Here is a 26479-nt window from a genome sequence, read left to right on the forward strand (position 1 = left end):
CGAATGCGTTCTCTTCCATTTGTAAGGCTATTGAATTTGAATCTTCGCAAGATCATAAGTAAAGTTGCGGTATGGCGACATGTCAAAGCCTTGAATGCGCGCGTTCGTGCCGAACATATCCCGGCGTTGATACATGAAAATGTAAGGCAAGTCTTCATTCAGTTCTTGATACAGCTCTTTGAAGATCGGTTTGCGTTTCTCGACGTCAATTTCCTTGCCTGCTTTCGTAAACAATTCGTCGACTTTCGGGTTGGAATAACCGACGTCGTTCTGCGAGCCGCCCGTCTTGAACACGTTCTCGCCGGATTGCGGATCCGGCGTCAATTGCCACGCCATGAACAGCATGTCGAAATCGCCTTTTTTCCGCTTTTCGACGACGGCATTGAAGTCCATCATTTCAGCGTTGAACTCGATGCCGAGTTCTTTGTAATTGGCTTGCGCGACCGGAATGATGGCGTCATTGACCGGATTTGGCGTCGTCGCCGTGAAGTTGATTTTGAATTTCTTGCCGTCCTTCTCGCGAAGTCCGTCCGCTCCGACCTTCCAGCCGGCTTCATCCAGCAATTGCTTTGCTTTATCAAGGTCAAAGTTATAATGAGTCACTTCATCTGTATAAGACCAAGATACTTTAGACTGCGGTACATCGATGACTTCCGCATAGCCTTGGTATATGGCGTCAACGATTTCTTGACGGTTCAAGCCGTATGCCAACGCTTGACGGACTCGCTTATCTTTAAACTCATCACGGTTATGGTTAAACGTAATGTATCCATATCCGTTAGTCGGGAACAGCGTAACATCGAGGAAGCCCATTTCTTTCAATTGTTCCACCTGATCTTTGTTTACGCTAATATTGTCCATGTCCGTCTCGCCCGTTTGCAGCAGTTGGACGTTCGTTTCTTCCGTCGTAAATTTGTAAATCATATTTTCGATCTTTGGCTTGCCTTCGAAATACAGCTCATTCGCTGCGAACACCGCTTCCTGTCCGGCTACGAACTTAACCAGCTTGTAAGGGCCGGAACCGAGCGGCGAAGTGAACAGATCTCTCATATAACCGAGGCTGCCTTGCTTATAATCTTTGCCGTAATATGCTTTTGGCATGACCCCTACGCCTCCGATGGTGGAAAATGCCAATGCGCTGATTTCGGTTGTCGTTATTTCAATCGTTTTCGGGTCGATAACTTTGATGCCTTCAATTGAGGTTGCTTTGCCGTCCTTATATTCCTGACCGCCTTTGATGCGGGCATGGGCAATTACGTCGGAAGGACCGTCGTAGGATTTGTCGTGCAGCAGCGTGATGGAGAAGGCCACGTCTTCAGCGGTTAACGGCGTGCCGTCGCTGAACTTGACCCCGTCTTTCAGCTTGAATGTATATGTCAGCTTGTCTTCCGAAACTTCGTAGCTTTCCGCCAAATCTTCGGAATACGTGCCGTCCTGGTTTATTTTGAGCAAGGAATTAAATACTGCGGAGGTCATATAATTGTCATACACGTTCTCGGCAAAAATTGGATTTATGATGCCGGAAGGAGCAAGCATCCCGACGATAATCGTATCTTTTCGGTTTTTTGCGGCTTCTGGGGATTTGCCCGGGTCCGAAGCTTTGATAACGCCTTCAGAGATAATTTCGCTATCCGCGCCTTGGTCCTTGTCGTTGCCTTCTCCCTTCGGCTGTTCAGCCGCTTGATCATTCGGCTTGTCGCCGGATCCCGCATTGCTTCCGCCGCCGCAAGCGGACAGCACTAAGGTCAATGACAGAAGCAAGCACATGATGGTACTGAATTTCTTCTTCACTAGATTCTCCCCCTACTTAAGAAAAATGTTCTTTGCTTATGTTAAATAAATTGTGCACATAGGATAGGTAGGTATTGCACATATCATAACGTTCATAACATAGATGCAGTGCATATTAATAGAACATTGGTCAAGCGAATCTTCGAGAAATCATTACCAAAAAGAAGGTACCCATATTTAGGCGCTCAATAATTATCCATAATACTACTTTAAAATTTTTCATTTGTAAATCCCTATATTTATTCTAAAATAATGAATTTTATGCACACCACTCCTCTGTAATAACCACACTTTTTATGCATTATATGGTTATCTATTCACAAGAATGCCACAATTTTGCCGCCGTCTTCATTACGTGCAACACAAATTCGAAAAGCCCAGCCAAATCGGCTGAGCACATTGTATTGCAGCGGGCTTATTGAATTGTGCGTCCGGCAAACCGCAAGCCCCCTGCTCGTGCCGTCACTTTATCGAACCGTACTTCTTCCTTAGGGTTTGCGATTTATGAATCATGCCTTCAACCCCATAATTATGCATCTTTTTATTAATCCCATTTATATTTAATGATGTAAAATAAATAGGAAAACTCACTTGAGCGGCTACACCTTGAACCACCCTTTTCTCCGAAACCACAAGTACATTCCCACGCCGACAAGCATCATCACTGCAAGCACAATAAAATATCCGTAAGGTGAATTTAGCTCTGGCATGAATTCAAAGTTCATCCCGTATACGCCCGCGATAAATGTCAAAGGAATGAAAATGGAAGAGATAATCGTGAGCGTCATCATGATGCTATTCATTCGGTTCGAGTTAAACGAAATGTAGCTGTCACGTATATCAGCCGTCATGTCCCGGTTGGATTCGATTAATTCAGACAGACGGAGCAAATGGTCATGAATGTCGATAAAATAGACATGGTGCTCTTTGAACGCGGCCAGACGCTCGGAGTTCAAAATACGATACAGCAAATCCCGCATGGAATTTACCGTCCGGCGCAGCTTCAATAGATCTCCGCGGATGTCAAACAGCTCGTCCATCAAGCGGTTCCCGTTCGCTTTCTTCAGATTGTCGTCCAACTTATCGACAGCTTCTTCGATCAGATATACGGCAGGGAAAAATTGATCCACCAATTTATCCATCACGAGATAGGCAATATAGACAGGCCCTTTTGCCCATAGCGCTTCATTGACCGATACTTTTTCCCACACCTCTTCAAGCTCCTCGCATTCCTGCAGGTGGAAGGAAACCACATAGTTGTTTCCGACAAATAAATCAACTTCTTCCGCATCCAAGGTCCGTTGGTTCAAAGCATGGAGCACAAAAAAATTGTATTCTCCGTAATAATCCATCTTCGGACGCTGCAGAAAGTGAAAGCAATCTTCAATCGCCAAAGGATGAAAATGAAAATGACGGGCTAATAAGACAGCTTCTTCCTGGCTTGGACTGTCGAAATCAACCCAATACCATTCAATATCCGGATTGTTCAATCGTTCGAGCGGCAGATTATGCAGCAGCGCGGCGTCCTTCGTAAGCGCGAGTGTACGAATCAATGCAGTCCATTCCTCTCTGTTCGCTACTTGATGAATCCATTGTACACCTGCGCGCGAAAATGAAAAAGGCAGGATGACTCCTGCCCGGACAATCCGATTCATTTACTCTTCATTGCCGGTGCGCCCGCTGTACGCATGTCTATGCGGAATCATGCCGTTAACCGTCGTTACACCCTCGAACAGATGATAGTGTCCTCCGCTTGGAAGCGGAATGGCTGGACCGGTCACTCCCTGAATGACATGAGTATGGCCATCATCGAACGATGTGACGGTGTAGTATTCATGCATATGGGGAACTCCGCTCGGCGCAGGCGCTGTCGTACCGGCATATTGGTGACGATGGCCGACATCGATGGACGTCTGCCCCGCAAACTTGTGAGTATGGACAGGTCTGCCGTTCCATGTCGTGATATACAAGCCGTGTGAATGCCGGCCGTTCCCATCTTCCGAATGGATAACGAACCCGGTAACCGGTATTTCCATCACGTTACACATCCTTCTCCTCAGATCTGTAACGTATTGTATGTGCGATTGTCAAAAAGGGTTAACGGCCCAGTTCACCCATAATCCAGCGCTTTATATCGGTGAGCCGGAAGATGTCCGGACGGGATTCCGCTCCGCTGATGATGAGCGGAACGTGCGAATCCTGCTTATGGAGCGAACCGTGACCGGCGCCGCCGAGATGGGTCGGCGAGCTCTCCCCGACGAATTCGCTGCCCGGCGCTGCCGTGACAATGACAAAATTGCCTTTATGAGAAGCGAGCGCACTATGAAGCCGCATGAGCCCGTCTGGATAATCGCCGTACTCTAGCCTATTATCCGATTTCCGCATTGACAGGCCGAGAAGTCCCATATCACCGCGTATGTTCCATGTTTGCCCGTACCTGTCACGAACGTTTCCTTTCGGCCGATAAGTCAGTTCGTGTTTGTTTCGTCCAGATCGAACGTGAATGTCCTCTCCTTCCCGCCATGCTATCACATCAATCCGTTTCTCTTGCTGCAAGCGGCGGACGGCTTCCGCATGCGAAACCTTCGCATCGTTGATATAGACATAAGCCATCCGTTCGTTGACGGCGAGAACGAGCTGATCCTGCTTCGTAACGGGCTTGCTTAACGCAGCGATGCGATATGGATTCAGCACCTGCCTCAAATCGATGACAGAGCGCTCGCGTTCCCGTTCGATATAGGTCTGGCCGCTGTCTCCGGCTATGAGCCACACGTTGTCTTTCATGGCGGCATCCCAAGAACCGAACGCTTGAAAGACGCGCTGCAGCAGCCGATCCGCCTGTTCAATGCCACGTGTCTCCGCCGGCCCTTTTTTATGGACGTCACGATCATTGCTCGGAAAATAAACGAGGGAGAACGGCGGCAGCCGATTTTGCTCAATCAAATAGATGAGCTCGTCAGCCGAAAATTCATCGTTCAAACCGTAGCTTTGCCATGCATGAGTATTCCGGACGTCGTCCGGCTTAAGTCTGGACAGAGCGCCCAGGGAGAAATACTTCGGCGCAAGCGTCTTCAGGTCGCGCGGCAATGTGGTGGTGTCCGCGATTGCGGCCGGCACCTTCAAACGATGATCCGTCGTTCCGCGATATACCATCCCGTTGATGGACGCCGTCTCTATTCCTTTGTCAGCCAATTCTTCATGTATGGTTTTCACTTGCTTATTCAGATGTTCATTGTTCAAACGGTACAGGCTGTTCATGAATACGTCGCCCACACCAAGCTTCAACGTCTCCCACATCGCGGTTCCATAGCTGATTAACCGGCCTTCTTCCGCGTTATACCAGACGAGCCCCGGAATTCGATGCCGATCCGGCCCCGTTCCAGTCAGCACCGTGCTGTCAATCGTTACGGACATCGTCGGGAACGAGCTGACCACGTCGGGCTTGTAATGCCCTCGCTCCTTCAGGAACTTCAATGCCGGAGCTTGCCCGTTCCGTATCGCTTCATGCAGCGGTTTATCCATAACCGAATCGAGGATGACGAGAATGACGCGTTTCGATGGCGATGCAGGCTGAACCCGCTTGATGCGGGGCTGCGCGCCTTTCTTCCCCTCCCCTTGCTGGCAGGCGGAAGGCACAATGCTTACGAACAACAGCAGCACGATCAACAACCAGCGCCCCCGTTTCATCGTATTCCCTCCTTTCTAATCCATCTCAATCGAGACGGCGTGCGCGATGCAAGGAATGCTTTCCCCTTGCTGGTAGGAGAGCGGCGACAACAAGGCTCCCGTCGCCACGATCAACACCCGCTTGAGCTCTCCCTTGTTCATCCGTTTCAGTATGTGGCCGTATGTTACGACGGCCGAGCATCCGCATCCGCTCCCGCCGGCCTGCACGGCCTGCTTCTCGATATCGAACACCATCAGCCCGCAATCGTTGAATGCCGTATTATCCATATAAATTTTGGCTTTCTTCAGCAGATCTTTCGCGATCGGGTGACCGACGGACGCCAAATCACCAGTGACGATCAGGTCGTAATCCTCGGGCTTTCGCCCCATATCATGAAAATGGGTGCGAATCGTATCCGCAGCAGCCGGCGCCATCGCTCCCCCCATATTAAACGGATCCTTCATGCCCATATCCATTACTTTGCCTATCGTCGCCGAGGTCACTCTTGGCCCCGTTCCCCTGCTTGAGATAACCGCCGCTCCCGCTCCGGTCACCGTAAACTGTGCGGTCGGCGGCTTCTGCGATCCATATTCGGTAGGGTAACGGAACTGTTTCTCAACCGTGCAGTTGTGGCTGCAGGTGGCTGCCAGCGCATAATCCGCATTGCCCGAGTCGATGAGAAGCGACGCAAGCGCCAGCGACTCCATCGATGTGGAGCACGCCCCGAACACCCCGATATAAGGCACACTGAGCGAACGGGCGGCAAAGCTATTGCTGATAATCTGATTGAGCAAATCACCGCCGATGAAATAATCAATATGATTGGCGGTCAGGTTCGCTTTCGTGATGGCCATGTGCGTCGCTTGTTCCAATAGCTTCCGTTCCGCCTTTTCCCACGTTTGCTCCTGCAAATCAAGCTGTTCGTGTATCAGATCGAAATCAGTCGCGATCGGCCCCTGCCCCTCTTCCGGGCCGACGATAGCCGATGTTCCGATAATGACGGGCGGATGTTGAAACTTCCATGTTTGCTGTCCTTTAAGCATGCCAGCACCCCTTCATGCAATTTATTCGCGGTATTTGGTGTTGATCATTTCATCTCTCTGTTATCGAATCAAGTAAGGTCTAAGATCTGCAATGATAGTTTGCAGCGTTTTTGAACATTCTTCATACATCGATTTTGCCTCTTTATTTTGAGTCGACAGACTGAATAATTCCAAATCAGCCTCGCATTTCTTCAGCTTGGCTAACGCTTCGGCCTCTGTTTGCGGCATCGTCACCTTGATTTGATCGTTCATCAGGTCTACATACAGCTTCCCGTAACTGTCGATTTGCCCTAAATAGACGTCCTTCGTATCCGTGACGCCCAGCTTGGCCAGCTCTTCTTCCAGCCAAGTCTCGTCCCTTCCCAGCGCAATTAACGGCTGCTCTAATACCTGCCCGTCCATAATGAGCGCCAGAGGCTCTTTTTCCGGCGCGACCTTGACGCCAAGATGACTTGGCGTTAGCGGCGTATGTTCCAGCTTCGGCATCACGTTCACTTCGCCGCTCGTTTCCATGATGGCGAACTCGACGTCAGCCGCTCGGAATACGTTTTTCTTGCGCAGCAATTCGAGCAGCTCGTCGGCCGTAATACGCTCTTTTTTCAGATTATCCTCTAAAATTTTTCCATCTTTGATGAGTATGGTCGACTTTCCGTCAATAATGGTTCTCATCGTCTTGCTCTTAAGCTGCAGAAATTCGATGCCCAGCGACACGGCGACCCACACTACCAAAGATACCAACCCCAAATACCAGTTCGCTTCTAAATCCAACGAAACATAAGCGGCCAGACTCCCGATCGTGATCCCCGTTATGTATTCGAATACCGATAACTGAGAGACCTGTCTCTTCCCAAGAAGCTTGGTCAATACAAATAGCGTAACTACGGCGACCAGCGTTCTTAATGTAATTTCTAGCCATTGCGGCATGAGTGTCATCCCCTTTGAACGAATGAGATTGCTACAAGTAGTTATTTGTAGAACAGCCGAATTTTATGTTGCCCACGGATGCAACGTAACCACAGCGTATGTTTCAGGAAAGTTCAGGACAAATTATGATTGTGATTTAATGATGAAGGTGGTGAAACCATGACAGTAGGATCTCAAGTGAAAACCTGTTTGGCGTCGTTGAAAGGCGTGCAAGCCGATCTTGAGCAATTTGCGTTGGGCACGCAAAATCAGGAAGCTAAAAATATGTATACAAACGCCGCTCAACAAACACAGCAAATTGTTCAACAGGTAGAAGGACGAGTTCAACAATTGGAAGCAGAAGAACCTCAATATAAGGGATTTTAGATCTTCACAAAACCCCTCTGACTAGAATGGGCAGGCCTTTTAGAATCATAGGCCTGCCCATTCGGCTGTCATCAGAAAGCTTACCTTCGTAAATTTATCGAAGTGAAATGAATTCATCGTCAGGTTATAGTTTTTTGCTCTTAAAACCCCGCAAGTGTCCAATCAAGGTTGATGTCACGTACATACAAATATACAGTAATTCAATTTCTCCAGATGAAAGGAGTTATGATCAGATGTCCGAAGTTAGAGGCGGTTATGGCGGTTTCACAAGTACAGGTGTCATTCTTGTACTCTTCATCTTGTTGGTCATCATCAGCCGTTCCATACTGTACTAGGGGTTCGGCCAGTAAAGCTCGAGCCGCTATGGCCATGCTTGTCATAGCCATAGCCGGCTCTCTCCACACTCTTTACTTATTTGAGCTGTGACACATTCCGCTCTTTGCCGCTTAGAACGGGTGTGGTTTCATATACATATTCCTCCAGCGTCAACTTGCGTTCCGCCATCTCCGCCGCTCTCTTCACGCCAACATACCGTAAATGCCAAGGTTCGTATTGATAACCGGTTATCGCTTCCTTGCCTTTTGGATAACGCAGGATAAAACCATACTCCGGCGCATGCCGTGCGATCCATTCTGCTTCGGCGGATCCGGCAAAGCAGTCCTGCACCGCGCACTTTCCGTCGCTGCCTGATACGTCGATCGCAAGCCCCGTCTTATGTTCGCTGTGACCGGGCTCGGCGCTGTAGGACATCGCTTGCTCTTTGCCGTGTTTTTTTACATATTGGCGATAAATCCACGTTTGCGCCGCATGGGAACGATAGGCCGATACGCCCGCCAAGTAGATACCGTCCTTCTCCGCTCCAGCGAACATTCGTTCCAATGCCCGCGCCGCTTCTCGACGCATAAGACGTTTTTCCGATTTCTCGCGGAAAATAAATCTCACCTTCGGGTCGACCAAATCATCCGGCTCATATTCATCCGGCAGCGCATGCTGTTTATTGACGAGTATGGCCATGCCATCATGACTGGCTGATATGAACTGCGGCGCTGACGATGTGCTTGAGGATCGAAATGATGTGACAGACGTTAGACTCGGTGAATCAGTTGAAGATGTGTGCTGAACAGGCGCTTTCCTAGCGAATCCGCAGCCAGCAATCATCATAATGACCAGCATGCAAAATATATAAAAGTTCCAATACCTATGCCCTGTACGAAACATGTGCCATCCCTCCTCATCCTAGTATGGAATATTCCGCCTTTTACCATGTATGCTCCGCTCGGGTCGCAGTCGGGGCGCATTTCGCCTCTTGTTCCAGTCTCCCCTCCCATCAGAAAATGTGTGCATATCGAGCACGCGAGTACAGTTTTGAATCTTAAAAATAAAGGCGCTGATGAGCGCTATTAAGTAACATAGAACGTGAGCCTTCAGCAAACCAAAAAAAGCCCGTTGAAAAAATCTCAACAGGCTTTCCATATTTACATGAATCAGGATGGTTGCTCCTCGACCGCATCCGCCGCATCCTCGTCCATATCAACACCGCGCGGAACGACGATGGATACAAGCAACTCATCCTTGTTCGAAACAAGCTGAATAGGATCGGGGAGAGCCACATCTTGCGCCAATAGCTTGTCCCCCACATTTAAATGTGAAATATCCACTTCAATGACCGGAGGCAAATCAGATGGAAGACCTTCGATCTCAAGTCCCGATTCCTGGATCTGTATAATTCCGCCTTTCTTCGTGCCCGCTGGAATTCCTAAATATTCTATCGGAACACGCACACGTATCGGCTTGTTATCCGAAACTTGTTGAAAGTCCACATGAATCCATGCCCCATTCTTCTGTTCCATTTCTTTGATTATGGCCTGAATGGGGTTCATGCCCTCAATCTTCAGGTGAAATGCTTCTGTTCTGCCTTTGCGCGCCAATTTGCCGATTTCCTTCGAATCGACATGTACCGGTATGCTGTCCATGTCCGAACCGTAGACGACTGCCGGAATACGTCCTTGTTGCCGCAAGCCCCGCAGGGACGAACGCTTGAAATCAGCTCTTCTCTCTGCTGTCAATTCATACATGCCATTCTGTGCGTTCATACGTAACAACCTCCCTATCGCAATCCTGTCATTCTACAACAATTCCCTGTCCTATATATTAAGGCATAAAGGTTAATACCCGTTTTAATTGTTATGTAAACAGTAAGCCAAGTGGCCCCGTACCATTGGATAACTTGAAAACAGCTGTATAGACACAACCCCAAGGAAAAAAGACGCCGACCATCATCAGGATGTCGGCGCCATTAATAGCATCAACAAAGTCAGTTTGACATAGACAAAGTAAGCTGCAGCGTCGCCGAAGTCCCCGCCTTCATCGGCTTCAGCTGTCCAATCTCAATGCGCTCCGGCTGCTCGGCTTTGGAAGCCACCTTAATACCAAGCGTCGCCTTCAGGAACGGACCGTAGCGGGCCGTAATGACCGCCTTACCTGCCTGCTTCGCGGTGACTGTTCCGCTGCCGTCCACCTGGGCGACCCGCTCGTTATCGGAGCCGAACGCCACTCCGGCCGCAAGCGGAATGCGATTGCCGCTGGAGTCGGTGCCGATGACTTGAAGGCTTTGACTTTGTCCTGACTTCATCTCCGCTGCTCCGCTCACATGAATGCTCACGATTGCCCGATTCAAATTGTTTTGCCTCCGGGATGCCAGGGTTGAAGTACAGCTTGCCGCCGTACCCGACAACCCAATCCGGATGCAGCCGTGCCGGATGATCCTCCACCAGCCGGTTCGGATCCGCCTTCATGCTGACGCGGTACGGATTGAACCAGGCGTGGAATTCCATGTTCCGCTTGTGCGCTTCTTCTATCATGAAGGCCAGCGGGTCATAACCCGGATCCTTCCCCTGCACACCGGTGAGCCACTCCGACCATGGTGCGTACTCGGATGGATAGAACGCGTCCGCGGTCGGCTTGATCTGCATGACAACGGCGTTCATGCCGCTTGCTTGCAAGCCGTTAATTAGGTTGACATAATATTTTTTCTGTTTACTAGAAGTGACGACGCCTTTCTTCGGCCAATCGATGTTCTCGACCGAAGCGATCCACGCCGCCCGCAATTGGCGTTTCGGTGCTTCAGTCTCCGCATTCACGACTAGCGTAACAGCGGCAGATTTTCCTTCGTATGTTGCCGTTATGACGCTCACCCCTACTTTCAATGCGGTAATGACACCGTGCGCATCAATAGCGGCCACCTGTCCATTACCGCTCTTAAAGGCTGCGCCTGCTGTCACTTCAATTGGTTCCGTCTGGTTATCATAGGTCGCCAATTCTTTGCCTTTAAGCGAGTGTCCCACCGTCATCGAATGCAGGCCGGCCAGTTCAATCCGCTGCAATTTTGGCACCCCGGGCTCGATGGTCAACTCATATGTTGACGATAAAGTGCCATATACGGCACGCACTACGGTCGTGCCTTGCTGATGTGCGGTAACCAGCCCGTTCGCATCTATGGAGGCCACGTTTGCCTGGCTGCTATCGTACGCCACGCCATCGAGCATTTGCACTGGTTGCGGCACTCCGTAAAAATGAGCAAATGCTTCCGTCTGATTCGTATCGCCGATAGATAGCTCCGGCAGGCCGAAGAAATCGAACCGATCGATAAGCGGCGCCTCATCACTCACAGCCAGCACATATTCGGCTGCAGGACCTTGACGATACTGAGAGGTAATGCGTGCTGTTCCTTCCTTGAGCGCCGTGACTGAACCATCCGGGTTCACCCGAGCGACAACGGGATTGCTGCTCGCAAGCTGCGCATCATTCGTCACATCGATAGGTTCCGTGCCGATATTATGCGTTGCCAGCACGTTGATGCGCTTCGTCTCGCCGATTTGCATCGGCGGCAATCCATTCAAGGTCAGCTCATACACATCTGTATCGCCGTAGAATGCACGCAGCTGTCGAAGTATAGTGCCCCGCCATTTTTGTTGCGGTCGCTTGTCTCAACGAGATAGATCTGATTCAACTTGAGAGGTGGGGCAAGATTGGACGGGATGCTAGCCGTCACATAGCGCCAGCCGTTCCAATTCAACCCGCCGCTGGCCGTTAAGTCAACCGTTGGCTTGGCGCCGCTCGCATCTTGGAGCTAAGCGCGCAGCCAATGGTTGTTGCCGTCCCCGTATACCCAGAGACCGATTGTCTTAGGGTAGCCCTCAATCGGCCTGCCGGCTGCGCCCACAGCATCCCTGAAATTCATATAAACGGCTGAAGTGCCTTCCGTACCCGTAAAGTCATACGACAGTTTTGCCGCGTGCAGCCCATGCCGTACCGACCGGCTGCGGGCGCGACGTTGTTTCCACTGCGACGGAGCCCGGCACCGATCGTACGGATGACAAGGCAATGTCCTGAATTTGCTCGAAATCTTCTAGTAATGCCGAGATTGAATCCGTTACGGATGGGGCATTGCTCCCGGTGCGGATATTGCTTCTGGTTGGGATATTGTTTCTGGAGCGGGTAAGGCTGCTCGTTCATGCAAGACAGAGCCGGCCTGCTGTTCTAGAAACAGCGTTATTGTCGTCTGAGGGGGGGCCAAAGCGAGTAGATGCGGAAGCGTTTGCAAAACTGCTGAATAAAAAGAGGACGGATAGCATAGAGACCATCATCTTGCGGGCGGTAGACCTTGTCGGAAACAATTACATCATTCCCTCCTTTTAATAGATGATTGAGCGAGTCATCCCGTGAGGTCTGAAATAATATTTCACTATTTTAACCAATCTAAGTGTATAATGTTTCATCCTTGCTGCACATAGCGAAAATGGATTCATTTTATTGATGCCTTCTAGGTCTTTGGGATGATTCTCGATCACGCGTGTAACCGTGCATGGCGGATACTGCCATCTTCGCAATATGCTTGAGATTGGCTGTCCGTTCACCTCCTTTCGTTTGAAATCTGCCATTGTTCAAAATAGCCTTTTCTCTCTGCTCTTCCGCTGAAAGCTGGCCTCTAGGCAAGGAAAGACATCGGCAAGCGATCATCTCATTTTCCTTGCTTATAAAATCGCTTTCCCGTGCCTGGATTATAATACACTGTAATCAAGTCCCCCGTTACCGGGTCGTATGACACTTCCTCCGTAGCCACAAATCCAACCGGAACCTCGGTGCCCTGCTTATCATGAAGACGCCGATCCTTCCATGCGGAAATAATGAACACGATGAGAAAAAGGACCAACTGGACGGCGGCATACCAGATAATAATCTTCAGCATCTTCCCACCCGCTCCTTCTGTATGACGACAGCCGTGCCGTAAGCGACGATTTCGCTAATGTTCCGCCCCACTTCACCGGAATCGAACCGCATCATAATAATCGCATTGGCCCCCATCGCCTGCGCATTGTTCACCATGCGATCCAGCGACTGCTTGCGCGCATCCTCCAGCATTTTCGTATACTGCTTAATCTCCCCTCCGACCAGTCCTTTCAGCATCGCGGCAATATCTTTGCCGATTCCGCGCGCTCGCACCGTCAGGCCGAAGACAGAGCCTTTCACTTCAATAACTTGATGATTAGGCACCTGTTCAGTCGTCACGATAATCATATGAGTAACCCCTCCACTTCATCGTCATTCTATGATTCTGAGTTATCCATAGTACGAATGAGAGAAGCGGATTGTTCAATAGAGTAAAAAAAGTTTGCCTTCCGTACAGTTGTCCGTGCTATTCAACGCAAATGATTGCCAAGCTGCCCAATAAGTGCAGCCAACTGCCGCACCGAGCTTTCCATCTCGCTAAAGGAAGCATAGGAATAGGACAATCGCAGCTGCTTCTTGGCTGAACGATCATAGATATAGCCCGGATTGATGAGTATGCCCCGCTTTAGAGCGCGTTCGAATAATGCGGCCATCGAAATCTCGACGTGCAGCGTTACCCATATATAGAATCCGCCCTTCGGCGTGTTCCAGGTTGCAAAATCAGACCAATGCGCGTCAAGCAGCCGCAGCATGCAATCACGCCGCTCCTTCAATTGCCTGCGAATGACTCGGCAATGCTCCGCATGCAATCCCGCCCCGAACCACTCCGCGGCAGCAGCCTGCGACAAGGAGCTGGAGCCGTAATCGGTCTGCATCTTAATGTCGGCCAATCGTTCGATGACCGGTTGCGGTCCGACCACCCATCCGATTCGTAAGCCGGGACTTACCACCTTGGACATTGTGCCCACGTACAATACTTGCCCATGCATATCCAGGGCACGCAGTGGCGGCGGCAAAGCTTCGTCGTCGAACCACAGCTCCTCATATGCGCCATCTTCAAGAATCGGCAAACCGATTCGGCGGCTCGTCTGCAGCAGCTCCCGTCTTCTGGCTTCTCCCATGATCGTCCCCGTCGGATTATGAAAGGTAGGTATCGTATACAGCAGCGAGGCATCATATTGCCGTTTGAAGCGCTCGACATGAGACACTTGCAGCCCGGACTCGTCCATCGGCAAGCCGATAAGCTTCATTCCAGCGGATTGAAAGGCGTGGATTGAGTATAAATAGGACGGCTTCTCGAGCAGCATCGCAGATCCTTTTTCCAACAGGCCAGCCGAGATAAGCTGAAAAGCCTGCAACGACCCGGACACAATTAAAATAGCGGACGGCGGCGCGGCAATGCCAATCGTTTTGAGATGAGCACTTACCTGTGAACGCAGCGCGTAGGAACCTAACGCTTCTTCATATCCGAGAGGCACGTGCTGCCGGGCCAGTTCGGCGAACAACTGTTGAAGCTGCCGTTGCGGGAGCAGCTCTGGAGACAATTCCCCCGTCCCGAGCCGAATTATCTCCGGATCGAATTCCATTCGGTTAATCGTCTGAATCGTCGGCAGATTCGGATAGTGAACGCCGTCCTCCACGTACGCATTCCAATTCGGCGGAGGCGGCGCTTCCTCTTGTCGTTCCGGCTGATGATGAATAATTGTCGTTCCGCCCCCGCTTTTCCCTGCGATATATCCTTGTGACGTCAGTTGTTCCAACGCCGTAACGAGCGTGCTTCGATTCACTTGGAAAGCAGCGGCCAAGTCGCGCTGAGAAGGCAGCTTCATGCCTACCGTCCATTCCCCGCCCGCTATCTTCCGCTTCATGAACTAACTCTTCAATCTGTCGGTATAACGGAATCGGCAAAGACGGATCCGGTCTCCAATCGATATCATCCATGCGACAACACTCTCCCGTACCATTTATCGTCTACCCATTATAATGTTTGGTTGGGCTGCTATACAACCAAATGGTTGGGGACAATCCACTTCAGATCAGATATTCTTGATGCTGAACAACGCGTTGATTCAGTACAGCATGGAGGAAAGAGGCGTTAGAATGGCAGAAGCTTTTGTGCACGGTGTATTGCTCGCCTTCGGCTTAATCCTGCCGTTAGGCGTTCAAAATGTGTTTATTTTCAACCAAGGAGCGATTCAGCCCCGCTTCATCCGGGTGATTCCAGTCATTATAACGGCTGCGCTCTGTGATACAATGCTCATTTCATTGGCGGTGGGCGGCGTGTCTCTGCTTATTTTGCAATGGATGTGGTTAAAAAGCCTGCTCTATGTCGCAGGGTTCTTTTTTCTGCTCTATATGGGATGGAGCTTGTGGAAAGCCGAGGTTTCGACGGATCACAGTGAACATGGGCAGCTATCCATTAAAAGGCAAGTTCTCTTCGCGCTGTCAGTATCGCTGTTGAATCCGCACGCCCTGATGGATACGATCGGCGTCATCGGCACGAATTCGCTTCAATATATCGGTACCGACAAGTGGGCCTTTATCGGGGCGACGATTGGCATATCGTGGTTGTGGTTTTTCGGCTTGGCCATTGCTGGCCGAATACTTCGGACGTTGGACAATTCCGGCAGGTTGATGCGCGGCTTGAACAAAATTTCGGCGCTGACGATATGGCTCATCGCCGTGTATATGGGCATGACGATGATCACGTCCTTATAGAGAATTGGAATTACTTAATGTAGTTAATCATTTATTTAACACTATTAATCATCTAGGAAGGACTGCACGATAACGCATTCGTTACCAGACAATTGAGCGAAGCTTATCGGATGCACAAAGGCGCGGAGGGTTTCGTCTCTTCCACTTTTTTGGGCATAAGAGACTGCGGGAACAAGCTGTTCGTTACATGGGATGCTTTGAATGTATTGGCAGGTACGGACGACCTGAATATTATATATTTGATTATTCGGTTCGCCGTTACTGCGAAATAGAATCTATCATATTGTATAGTAGATTTTATAAATTCATATATTGGGAGGTTCGCTCCTATGTCATGTAATCAACAGCCGCTTGGAGCCTGTTCTGATGCAAAAGGGTCCAATACAACGGCAAACGGATTTGCGTCCAATGCGGAAGGGGCAAGCACAACCGCCTTTGGAGACGCTTCTCATGCTGAAGGTTCAACAACGACAGCAAGTGGGTTCGTCTCCCATGCCGAAGGAGCTCAAACGACGGCAAGCGGAGACGCTTCTCACGCTGAGGGCTCAACAACGACAGCAAGCGGGTTCGTCTCCCATGCCGAAGGGGCACATACCGTTGCTGGCGGCGATGCGTCTCATGCTGAAGGTTCGATGACAACGGCACACGGGTTTGCAGCTCATGCGGAAGGATTTCAGACGAACGCGAGCGGCAATGCTTCTCACGCGGAAGGCTCGCAAACAAGGGCGGCAGGAGAAAATTCACACGTTGAAGGCTTTAAAACGCAGACCACTGTGAACGGCATGAATGCTCATGCCGAAGGTGAAGAAACGATTGCTAGAGGGAATGCCTCTCACGCCGAAGGCATTCAGACCGAAGCAAACGGTAAGGGAGCGCACGCGGAAGGAATATCATCCACTACCCTAGGCGTTGGTTCTCATGCCGAAGGCATTGAGACAGTAGCAGCTGGCCAAGGCGCTCATGCGGAAGGCGAACGAACAGCCGCAAACGCTACGGCCGCCCATGCGGAAGGCTATCATACAAGAGCATTCGGAGCGTTCGCCCATGCGGAAGGCGGGGAAACAACTGCATATGGAGTCTATTCCCACGCCGAAGGTTATCTTACGAGGGCCGAGGAGACAGGCATTAGCGCCCATGCGGAAGGAGAAAGAACGATTGCCAGCGGAAGGTCTTCGCATGCCGAAGGCAACCAGACGGAAGCAAGCGGCGATTATTCCCATGCGGAAGGGGAATTTACTTCCGCGAGGGGGCAAAGTTCTCATGCCGAAGGATCAGGTACAACGGCAGAGGGAGAAAGCACACATGTCGAGGGACGTGGTTCCTTTGCGAGTGGGCTTGCCGCTCATGCCGAAGGATATACATGTTTCGCTAAAGGATCTGGTTCTCATGCCGAGGGATTTAGCACAGTAGCTGAGGGATCAGCTACTCATACGGAAGGACAAAATACCCGTACATTCGGTTCTGGCTGTCATGCGGAAGGTTTCGGAACTCTGGCTAGCGGGGAAGCTTGTCATGCCGAGGGCATTCAGACCGAAGCATATTGGCAAGCGAGCCATGCCGAAGGAATAGGCACTGCAGCGAGCGGCTACGGCTCCCATTCAGAAGGTTATTACACAAGGGCAAACTTTACGGCCGACCATGCCGAAGGTTATTACACAAAAGCTTATGGAGGAGCGTCCCATGCCGAAGGAGGCAGAACATTAGCAGACGGAGCCTACTCTCATGCCGAGGGATATCAATCTCAAACAACGGAGACAGGGATAAATGCTCATGCGGAAGGTGAAGAGACCATCGCCAGCGGGACAAATACCCATGTCGAGGGATACAAATCCGAGGCAAGCGGACTTGATGCTCACGCTCAGAATACGAGTACGGTAGCAAGCGGAGCTTCCTCTCATGCGGAAGGCAACAGCACCACCACCAACGAATTTGCGAGAGCTCATATCATGGGGATAAATGGTGCCGCAAACGAAGAAAATGCCTGGTTTCTGGCCAACGGAGCAGTTCCATACGACCCGAATGGCATCGTGGCGAAAATAGCCGGCGATGGCAGCGCCCGCTTTGACAACAGCGTTACCGGCTCCTTCTTCAGCCCGATTGCCGGAGCCTCCAATTATGCCGAAATGTTCGAGACTACAGATGGACAGACCATTGATGCAGGATATTTTGTAACTCTCGACGGTGATAAAATCCGGAAGGCTAATGCCAATGATGATTATATCTTGGGAATTACAAGCTCCAACTATGGAATATTGGGAGATGCCGCAGATCCAAGCTGCAGCAAATTCCTCTATGACGAGTGGAATCGAATTCAATATCATGATGTTGTCATTCCTGCCATTACGAGGGACGAACGCATCATCGAACCGGAACGAACCGAATCAAGACCGAGATTGAATCCGGATTGGGCACCAGACCAGAAATGCGCATCCCGCCTCGATAAGCCCGAGTGGGCACCCGTCGGTCTGAACGGGAAACTGCTTGTCCGCGATGACGGCGCCTGCCAAGTTAACGGCTATTGCCAGCCTGACGATGAAGGAATTGCCACCGCTGCCGAGCAGGGGTACCGGGTTATGAAGCGGACGGGACCGAATCAGATTCTAGTCTTGTTCAGATAGATTATCGGGAATCATTTTTTTAGCGTAAGACCTACAACCACTACGTGAATATGTTAAGAGAAAAAAGGCCTTGATCCTACATTCGATAGAATCAAGGCTTTCCCACAACAAAACCGTCCATGAGCACGGCAGGGCCATAAGTATAGGAAAACGTTTTATATAGAAGAGTCATTCTCGATACCGCCTCGAGAGCGCTATGCTTTTTAACGATTCGTTCCGTACGCTCATAGCCACATCGTGTTGACGCTTTTCTAGCGAATGTTTGTTTTTGTCTACACCAAATGGCGCCAAAAGTGAACAATCAGCTCGGTGCCATTTGGTGATGTTTCATTTTCCGCTAAAAACTATATACCGGATGGGTTGTTTCGAATATTTTTTTTATGATGCGTTGAATGACCTTCGCGTTTTCCTCGACAAAACCGGGTACAAGCACCTCCATATGTTGGCCGTGCAGCTCATACTCGACATAACATTTTGAGGTTGCCTGTTTCCATAATAGAACATCGTGATTTTCAGCTTCCCTGATTGGTGAACTGTCTGCAACCAAACCGTAGATGTTCGCTTGGACGACCCCTGTATTTACTAGTTCATTCCAATACATATGATAAGCACGCATTTTACTTCTTACTTTATCCCTTGTAACTGGTGCATTTAGAACTTGTTTAAAATGCTTAGGAACAACCTCCAATAATTGAGTGATATGATGGTCTATTTCCTCAGGCGATTCTTCTATCCGACTCGTTTGTTTCACCGAGTCTACCATAATGATATCCGATACTTCGTACCCTCTCTTTTCCATTGCTTTGGAAACTTCAAACGCCAGATTGCCTCCCGCAGAGTAACCCAAAAATACATAAGGCGCTTTCTCTTGAATACTTATAATAGAATCCACGTATTGATCCAGCATATCTGTGTGAGCATAGTTACCTTCTATAAATTCGATAGCGTAGACTACACAGTGGTCTTCAAGATGTTTGGCCATTTCGGAAAACGCAATGCCATATCCCAGCGCGGGAGGAAAGCAGAAAACATTCATCAATCCATTTTTGTTCAGTTTTATGATATTGCTTCCATTCTGTTGTTCAAACTTGTTAAACTTTCGTTGTAAAAGCTCAATAGCCATTTCTTCTATGGAAGGCATCTCAAATACGACACGAAGAGGAATATCCATCTCCATCTCTGCATGAATCTTCTGAGTCAATTGCAGCACTTTTAAAGAGTGCCCCCCATTGTCAAAGAAGTTGTCCTTCACGCCAATGCGCGGAAGTCCAAGCACCTCTTGCCAGATTTGCGCGAGCTGCGCTTCCACCGCTGTGCGCGGAGCCACATAGTCGACTCCAGTCTGCATGCTTCCTTCGGGAACCGGCAGCGCTTTGCGATCGATCTTGCCGTTTGGGGTCAGCGGCATTTGCTCCAGTTGCACAAAGCGGGAAGGCACCATGTAGCCCGGCAGTTCCTGCAACAGCGCTTCTCTCAGCTCACCTGCCGTCAGCTCTTTGTCCGCTACGATATACGCGCATAAATACTGCTGCCCGTCTCCATCCTCCCGTGCGATCGCGACCGCTTCCTGAACCGATACTACCTTCAGGAGCTGTGCTTCCACCTCGCCAAGCTCAATCCGGTAACCCCGAATCTTCACCTGATGGTCGATTCGGCCCAAATACTCGATATTGCCATCGGGCAGCCACTTGGCCAGATCACCGGTCCGGTACATCCGCGCGCCCGGTTCGAACGGGTTGTCCACGAACCTCTCTGCGGTCAGCTCCGGACGGTTGAGGTAACCGCGCGCCACACCCACGCCTGAAATGCATAGTTCCCCGGCTATGCCGACCGGCAGTAATCGATCGTTCGCATCCACGATATAAACCCGATGATTCGGGAGCGGACGACCGATAGGCACCAGCTTCCCGGCAGCAGCGACAGCAGATGCCGGCCATATCGTGGTTACAACCGAGTCTTCTGTCGGACCATAAGCGTTGAAATACAACACGCGGTCTTGCCACTGCTGAACCAAATCAATTGAGCTGGCGGAGCCCCCTGTGATCAATTTTTTCAAGCTCGGCAAGTTGCCCGGATGTAAGGCGGCCGCGTAGGTTGGCGGTATAATAGCGGCAGTTATGTGATGACGGCTCATATAGTCTTCAAATAACCGAGAATCCAAAATGGTCTCTTTCGCAGGAATATGCAAAGTCGCACCCGTAAATAACGCCTTGAACATCTCCCAGCACGACGCATCAAACGACAAGCTGGCAAATTGGACAACGTTGTCCTGTTCTCCGATGTGCAGCGTGTCCTCAAACAGGAGCTTCAGATTGCACAGGCCCCGATGCTCGACCATCACCCCTTTCGGTTTGCCCGTCGTTCCCGACGTATAGATCACGTAGGCCAGCTGATCCGGACCGGCACCCGGCTGCAAGTTCGATCCGTCTTCCCTGTACATTCGTTCGTCGTCCAGCATCAAGCGTTTACCGTCAAAGGATTCACACTTCTGCAAATGGCTCTGGGTCAGTACAAGCTTGGCTTCCGAATCCTCGAGCATGTAGGCAATCCGTTCCTCCGGATACTCCGGGTCCATCGGCACATAGGCGCCTCCGGCTTTCATAATCGCCAGGATGCCAACGATCATCTCCAGCGAACGCTCGGCCAAGATGCCGACCAGCTGATCCGGCTGCACCCCTTCGGCTCTTAACGTTCGCGCTAGCTGATTTGCTTTTGTGTTCAATTCGCGGTACGTCAGTTGGCTTCCCTCGTATACGACAGCCGCTCGCTCCGGCGTACGCTCCGCCTGTTCCTCAAACAACTGATGAATCGTCTTGTCCCGCGGATAGTCTGCAGCCGTATCATTGAAGGTCTCCAAAATCTGCGCTTTCTCATCTGGGCTAATGATCTCGATCACCGACAGTTTCCTGTGCGGGTCACTTATAATGGCGTCTATCACCTGCTTAAAGTGCGTGGCCATCCGCTCGATCGTTTCTTCCTGGAACAGTGAGCTTGCGTACTCGATGCTGCCTGCGATTCCTTCGGCTCCTTCTGTCAAGCTAAATGTCAGGTCAAACTTGGCTATGTTATGTTCGTTCGGGTAAAGCTTACATGTCAGCCCTTCGATGCTCACTTCTCTTTGCTCTATGTTTTGCAGAACAAACATCGTATCAAAGAGCGGATTGCGGCTCACATCTCTTGACACATCCAGCTTGCTGACCAATTCTTCAAACGGATAGTCTTGGTTTTCATAGGCGCTCAGCGTATTTTGTTTGACTTCCTGCACATACTCATGGAACGTCTTCTCCCCCGTCGGCGCATTGCGCATCGCCAGCGTGTTCACGAACATCCCCACAATCGGCTCCAGATCCGCATGCGCTCTTCCCGCAATGGGCGTTCCCACGATAATATCTTCCTGTCCGCTGTACTTGGACAGCAAGGTAGTATAGGCCGCAAGCAATACCATATACAGCGTCGTTCCGGTCTGCCTGGCAAGCTGCCCTAATTCCTCACTTCTCTGCTTGTCGATCACAAAGCGAAACGTATTTCCGGTAAAGCTTCTGACTCCCGGCCGGGCATAGTCCGCGGGCAGATCGAGGACCGGGATTTCTCCGCCGAACACATCCAGCCAATACGATTCCTGCTTGCTCATCCGTTCGCGCTGCATTTCTTCCTGCTGCCATGCCGCATAATCCTTGTACTGAATGCGAAGCGGCGGCAGCTCCGCTCCCTCGTACAACTGCGCAAACTCCCGCAGGAACAGGCCCATGGAAGCTCCGTCCGAGATGATATGGTGCATGTCAAAAAGCAACAAATGGCGATCCGGCTGCAGTTCGAGGAGTCTCACTCGCAAGAGCGGCGGCTGACGCAGATCAAACGGGCGCATGAACTCCCGAAGGTGAGCGTTCGCTTCCTCTTCATTCACCCGTACGTACTCCACCGCAAATTCCACGTCCCGGTGTACCCGCTGCACCGCTTCACCGCCGACCAGTTCAAAGCCGGTCCGCAACGTCTCGTGACGACGAATCAGTTGGCGAAACGCTTCCTCCAGCCGCTCCCGATCCAACGCTCCTTCCATCTCCAGGACGCCCGGCATATTGTAGCTGAGCTCTCCGCCTTCCAGCTGGCTCAAAATGTACAATCGTTTTTGCGCGGATGAGACGGGATAATAGGCGCTTTCCTCTATGATCGGTATGGACACATACGCGGCCTGGTGTTCCTTGCCCGTGATGACTTCCGCCATTTGCTCAATCGTCGGGTATTGGAAGACCTCCCTCAGGGGCATCTCAATCCCCATCTCTTTGTGCATCTTGGCCACCAAAGTCGTTGCCCGCAACGAATGTCCGCCGATGTCAAAGAAGTGGTCCTTTACGCCCATGCGCGGAAGTCCAAGCACCTCTTGCCAGATTTGCGCGAGCTGCGCTTCCAGCGCGGTGCGCGGAGCCACGTAGTCCGCTCCGGTCTGTATGCTTCCGTCTGGTGCCGGCAGGGCTTTACGGTCAATTTTTCCGTTTGGCGTCAACGGCATGTGCTCCAGCTGCACAAAGCGGGAAGGCACCATGTAGCCCGGCAGCTCCTGCAACAGCGCTTTTCTCAGCTCGCCTGCCGTCAGCTCTTTGTCCGCTACGATATACGCGCATAAATACTGCTGTCCGTCTCCGTCATCCCGGGCAATCGCGACCGCTTCCTGAACCGAAGCTGTCTTCAACAGCTGCGCCTCAACCTCGCCCAGCTCGATCCGATACCCCCGAATCTTCACCTGATGGTCGATTCGGCCCAAATACTCGATATTGCCATCCGGCAGCCACTTGGCCAGATCCCCCGTCCGGTACATCCGCGCGCCCGGTTCGAACGGGTTGTCCACGAACCTCTCCTCGGTCAGCTCTGGACGGTTCAAGTAACCGCGGGCCACACCCACACCTGAAATGCAAAATTCCCCGGCGATACCGACCGGCAGCAATTGATCGTTCGCATCCACAATATAAACCCGATGATTCGGGATCGGACGGCCGATAGGCACCAGCTTCCCGACCGGAGCAACAGCATTCCCGGCTGGAGCGGCCGTCGTTGCCTGCCATATTGTGGTCACAATCGAGTCTTCTGTCGGACCATAGGCGTTAACATACAGCACCCGGTCTTGCCACTGGTGAACCAAGTCCACGGAACTGGCGGAGCCCCCCGTGATCAGCTTTTTCAAGCTCGGCAAGTTGCCCGGAGTTAAGGCGGCCGCGTAGGTCGGCGGTAAAATAGCGGCCGTAATGCGATGACGGCTCATATAGCTTTCAAATAACCGAGGATCCAAAATCGTCTCTTTCGCCGGAATATACAACGTCGCGCCCGTAAAGAGCGCCTTGAAAATCTCCCAGCACGACGCATCAAAGGACAAGCTGGCGAATTGGACAACATTGTCCTGTGCTCCGATGTGCAGCGTCTCCTCAAACAGGCGCTTCAGATTGCACAGGCCCCGATGCTCAACCATCACCCCTTTCGGTTTGCCCGTCGTTCCCGACGTATAGATCACATAGGCCAGATGATCCGGCCCGGCAACCGGCTGCAAATTCGATCCGGCTTCACTGTACATTCGTTCGTCATCCAGCATCAACCGTTTTCCCTCAAACGATTCACCCTTCTGCAAATGGCTCTGTGTCAATAACAGCTTGGCTCCCGAATCCTCAAGCATGTAACCAATCCGTTCCTCTGGATATTCCGGGTCCATCGGCACATAGGCGCCTCCAGCTTTCATGATCGCCAAGAGGCCCACGATCATCTCCAGCGAACGCTCGACCAGGAGGCCGACGGGCTGATCCGGCCGTACCCCTTCGGCTCGCAACGTCCGTGCTAATCGATTCGCTTTTGCGTTCAATTCCCGGTACGTCAGGTGGCTTCCCTCATATACGACAGCCGCTTGATCCGGCGTACGCTCCGCCTGTTCCTCAACCAACTGAAGAATCGTCTTGTCTCGCGGATAGTCTGCCGCCGTATCGTTGAAGGTCTCCAGAATCTGCGCTTTCTCCTCCGGGCTGATGATCTCGATCGACGACAGCTTCCTGTGCGGGTCACTTAGAATGGCGTCTATCACCTGCTTGAAGTGCCCAGCCATCCGCTCGATCGTTTCCTCCTTGTACAGCGAACGCGCGTACTCGATGCTGCCTGCGATGCCTTCAGCTCCTTCTGTCAAGCTAAATGTCAGGTCAAACTTGGCGATGTCATGTTCGTTCGGGTAAAGCGTACAGGTCAGCCCTTCGATGCTCACTTCGCTTTGCTCTATGTTTTGCAGAACAAACATCGTATCAAAGAGCGGATTGCGGCTCATATCTCTTGACACATCCAGCTTGCTGACCAATTCTTCAAACGGATAGTCTTGATTCTCATAGGCTCTCAGCGTATTTTCTTTGACTTCCTGCATGTACTCCTGGAACGTCTTCTCCCCCGCCGGCGCATTGCGCATCGCCAGCGTGTTCACGAACATCCCCAGAAGCGGCTCCAGCTCCGCATGCGTTCTTCCCGCAATCGGCGTTCCCACGATTATATCTTCCTGTCCGCTGTACTTGGACAGCAAGGTGGTATAGGCCGCAAGCAAGACCATGTACAGCGTCGTTCCGGTTTGCAGGGCAAGCTGCCATAATTTTTCACTTCTCTGCTTGTCGATCACAAAGCGAAACGTATTTCCGGTAAAGCTTCTGACTCCCGGCCGGGCATAGTCCGCGGGCAGATCGAGGACCGGGATTTCTCCGCCGAACACATCCAGCCAATACGATTCCTGCTTGCTCATCCGTTCGCGCTGCATTTCTTCCTGCTGCCATGCCGCATAATCCTTGTACTGAATGCGAAGCGGCGGCAGCTCCGCTCCCTCGTACAACTGCGCAAACTCCCGCAGGAACAGGCCCATGGAAGCTCCGTCCGAGATGATATGGTGCATGTCAAAAAGCAACAAATGGCGATCCGGCTGCAGTTCGAGGAGTCTCACTCGCAAGAGCGGCGGCTGACGCAGATCAAACGGGCGCATGAACTCCCGAAGGTGAGCGTTCGCTTCCTCTTCATTCACCCGTACGTGCTCCACCGCAAATTCCACGTCCCGGTGTACCCGCTGCACCGCTTCACCGCCGACCAGTTCAAAGCCGGTCCGCAACGTCTCGTGACGACGAATCAGTTGGCGAAACGCTTCCTCCAGCCGCTCCCGATCCAACGCTCCTTCCATTTCCAGGACGCCCGGCATATTGTAGCTGAGCTCTCCGCCTTCCAGTTGGCTCAAAATGTACAATCGTTTTTGCGCGGATGAGACGGGATAATAGGCGCTTTCCTCTATGATCGGTATGGACACATACGCGGCCTGGTGTTCCTTGCCCGTGATCACTTCCGCCATTTGCTCAATCGTCGGGTATTGGAAGACCTCCCTCAGCGGCATCTCGATCCCCATCTCTTTGTGCAGCTTGGCCACCAAAGTCGTTGCCCGTAACGAATGTCCGCCGATCTCAAAGAAGTGGTCTTTCACGCTGACGCGCGGAAGTCCAAGCACCTCTTGCCAGATTTGCGCGAGCTGCGCTTCCAGCGCGGTGCGCGGAGCCACGTAGTCCGCTCCGGTTTGCATGCTTCCGTCTGGTGCCGGCAGGGCTTTACGGTCAATTTTTCCGTTTGGCGTCAACGGCATGTGCTCCAGCTGCACAAAGCGGGAAGGCACCATGTAGCCCGGCAACTCTTGAGATAACGCGCTTCTCAGCTCGCCTGACGTCAGCTCTTTGTCCGCTACGATATAGGCGCATAAATACGGCTGTCCGTCTCCGTCCTCCCGGGCAATCGCGACCGCTTCCTGAACCGAAGCTGTCTTCAACAGCTGCGCCTCAACCTCGCCCAGCTCGATCCGATACCCCCGAATCTTCACCTGATGGTCGATTCGGCCCAGATACTCGATATTGCCATCCGGCAGCCACTTGGCCAGATCCCCCGTCCGGTACATCCGCGCGCCCGGTTCGAACGGGTTGTCCACGAACCTCTCCTCGGTCAGCTCTGGACGGTTCAAGTAACCGCGGGCCACACCCACGCCTGAAATGCAAAATTCCCCGGCGATACCGACCGGCAGCAATTGATCGTTCGCATCCACAATATAAACCCGATGATTCGGGATCGGACGGCCGATAGGCACCAGC

18 protein-coding genes and 1 pseudogene are annotated in these 26479 nt (G+C 51.5%); 4 read left to right on the forward strand and 15 right to left on the reverse strand.

Annotated elements, in window-relative coordinates:
- Positions 1 to 27 precede the first annotated feature (27 nt).
- From JSQ80_RS26150 to JSQ80_RS26175, 6 genes are all read right to left on the reverse strand, one after another.
- A complete protein-coding gene (locus JSQ80_RS26150; RefSeq protein ID WP_206097401.1) occupies positions 28 to 1791 on the reverse strand; it encodes an ABC transporter substrate-binding protein in 1764 nt (587 codons plus the stop codon).
- 599 nt (positions 1792 to 2390) lie between these two features.
- Positions 2391 to 3344, reverse strand: coding sequence for a magnesium/cobalt transporter CorA (corA, locus tag JSQ80_RS26155; RefSeq protein ID WP_206097760.1), 954 nt, complete (start codon positions 3342 to 3344; stop codon positions 2391 to 2393).
- A gap of 102 nt (positions 3345 to 3446) precedes the next feature.
- Complete coding sequence (locus JSQ80_RS26160) at positions 3447 to 3827, reverse strand: YmaF family protein (protein ID WP_206097402.1); 381 nt, start codon at positions 3825 to 3827, stop codon at positions 3447 to 3449.
- 61 nt (positions 3828 to 3888) lie between these two features.
- Positions 3889 to 5478, reverse strand: a complete 1590-nt coding sequence (locus tag JSQ80_RS26165; RefSeq protein WP_206097403.1) for an alkaline phosphatase family protein — start codon at positions 5476 to 5478, stop codon at positions 3889 to 3891.
- A gap of 15 nt (positions 5479 to 5493) precedes the next feature.
- Positions 5494 to 6501 (reverse strand): stage V sporulation protein AD, encoded by a 1008-nt coding sequence (gene spoVAD, locus JSQ80_RS26170; RefSeq protein ID WP_206097404.1) that lies wholly within the window; start codon positions 6499 to 6501, stop codon positions 5494 to 5496.
- Between the two features lie 60 nt (positions 6502 to 6561).
- Complete coding sequence (locus JSQ80_RS26175) at positions 6562 to 7425, reverse strand: DUF421 domain-containing protein (protein WP_206097405.1); 864 nt, start codon at positions 7423 to 7425, stop codon at positions 6562 to 6564.
- A gap of 159 nt (positions 7426 to 7584) precedes the next feature.
- Here JSQ80_RS26175 and JSQ80_RS26180 point away from each other — a divergent pair, with 159 nt between their 5' ends.
- Both JSQ80_RS26180 and JSQ80_RS26185 read left to right on the forward strand, forming a co-directional pair.
- Entirely contained in the window at positions 7585 to 7791 is a 207-nt protein-coding gene (locus JSQ80_RS26180; RefSeq protein WP_206097406.1) for a DUF1657 domain-containing protein, read from the forward strand.
- A 233-nt stretch (positions 7792 to 8024) separates the two neighbouring features.
- Positions 8025 to 8126 (forward strand): dihydroorotate dehydrogenase, encoded by a 102-nt coding sequence (locus JSQ80_RS26185; protein ID WP_206097407.1) that lies wholly within the window; start codon positions 8025 to 8027, stop codon positions 8124 to 8126.
- Positions 8127 to 8202: 76 nt separating this feature from the next.
- Here the strand turns inward: JSQ80_RS26185 and JSQ80_RS26190 are convergent, their stop codons facing one another.
- From JSQ80_RS26190 to JSQ80_RS26220, 8 genes and pseudogenes are all read right to left on the reverse strand, one after another.
- Positions 8203 to 9009, reverse strand: a complete 807-nt coding sequence (locus JSQ80_RS26190) for a M15 family metallopeptidase (protein ID WP_206097408.1) — start codon at positions 9007 to 9009, stop codon at positions 8203 to 8205.
- Between the two features lie 266 nt (positions 9010 to 9275).
- Positions 9276 to 9884 (reverse strand): 50S ribosomal protein L25, encoded by a 609-nt coding sequence (locus tag JSQ80_RS26195; RefSeq protein WP_206097409.1) that lies wholly within the window; start codon positions 9882 to 9884, stop codon positions 9276 to 9278.
- A 221-nt stretch (positions 9885 to 10105) separates the two neighbouring features.
- Positions 10106 to 10423 carry an Ig-like domain-containing protein gene (locus JSQ80_RS26200; RefSeq protein ID WP_206097410.1) on the reverse strand — a complete coding sequence of 106 codons (318 nt, stop codon included), beginning with the start codon at positions 10421 to 10423 and terminating at the stop codon, positions 10106 to 10108.
- The gene (locus JSQ80_RS26205) at positions 10326 to 11705 is read right to left on the reverse strand and encodes a family 10 glycosylhydrolase (RefSeq protein ID WP_336245827.1); all 1380 of its coding nucleotides are present in this window, start codon (positions 11703 to 11705) and stop codon (positions 10326 to 10328) included. The genes JSQ80_RS26200 and JSQ80_RS26205 overlap by 98 nt, the downstream gene beginning before the upstream one ends.
- 215 nt (positions 11706 to 11920) lie before the next feature.
- Positions 11921 to 12175: a hypothetical protein gene (locus JSQ80_RS29330; protein ID WP_240463820.1), complete on the reverse strand. Its 255-nt coding sequence runs from the start codon at positions 12173 to 12175 to the stop codon at positions 11921 to 11923.
- Between the two features lie 636 nt (positions 12176 to 12811).
- Positions 12812 to 13039: a hypothetical protein gene (locus JSQ80_RS26210; protein ID WP_206097411.1), complete on the reverse strand. Its 228-nt coding sequence runs from the start codon at positions 13037 to 13039 to the stop codon at positions 12812 to 12814.
- Positions 13033 to 13368 carry a YbjQ family protein gene (locus tag JSQ80_RS26215; RefSeq protein ID WP_206097412.1) on the reverse strand — a complete coding sequence of 112 codons (336 nt, stop codon included), beginning with the start codon at positions 13366 to 13368 and terminating at the stop codon, positions 13033 to 13035. Before JSQ80_RS26215 ends, JSQ80_RS26210 begins: the two co-directional genes overlap by 7 nt.
- Positions 13369 to 13490: 122 nt before the next feature.
- Positions 13491 to 14961 (reverse strand): annotated as a pseudogene (locus tag JSQ80_RS26220) (aminotransferase-like domain-containing protein).
- Positions 14962 to 15120: 159 nt separating this feature from the next.
- On the opposite strand from JSQ80_RS26220, the gene JSQ80_RS26225 reads away from it, so the two are divergent.
- Positions 15121 to 15738, forward strand: a complete 618-nt coding sequence (locus JSQ80_RS26225) for a LysE/ArgO family amino acid transporter (protein ID WP_206097413.1) — start codon at positions 15121 to 15123, stop codon at positions 15736 to 15738.
- Between the two features lie 329 nt (positions 15739 to 16067).
- The gene (locus JSQ80_RS26230) at positions 16068 to 18356 is read left to right on the forward strand and encodes a peptidase G2 autoproteolytic cleavage domain-containing protein (RefSeq protein WP_206097414.1); all 2289 of its coding nucleotides are present in this window, start codon (positions 16068 to 16070) and stop codon (positions 18354 to 18356) included.
- A gap of 337 nt (positions 18357 to 18693) precedes the next feature.
- Here the strand turns inward: JSQ80_RS26230 and JSQ80_RS26235 are convergent.
- Positions 18694 to 26479 (reverse strand): non-ribosomal peptide synthetase (locus JSQ80_RS26235; RefSeq protein WP_206097415.1); only part of this gene is annotated, 7786 nt, incomplete at its 5' end.

Source organism: Paenibacillus apiarius (genome assembly GCF_017052585.1).
GTDB classification, from domain to species: Bacteria; Bacillota; Bacilli; order Paenibacillales; family Paenibacillaceae; genus Paenibacillus_B; species Paenibacillus_B apiarius.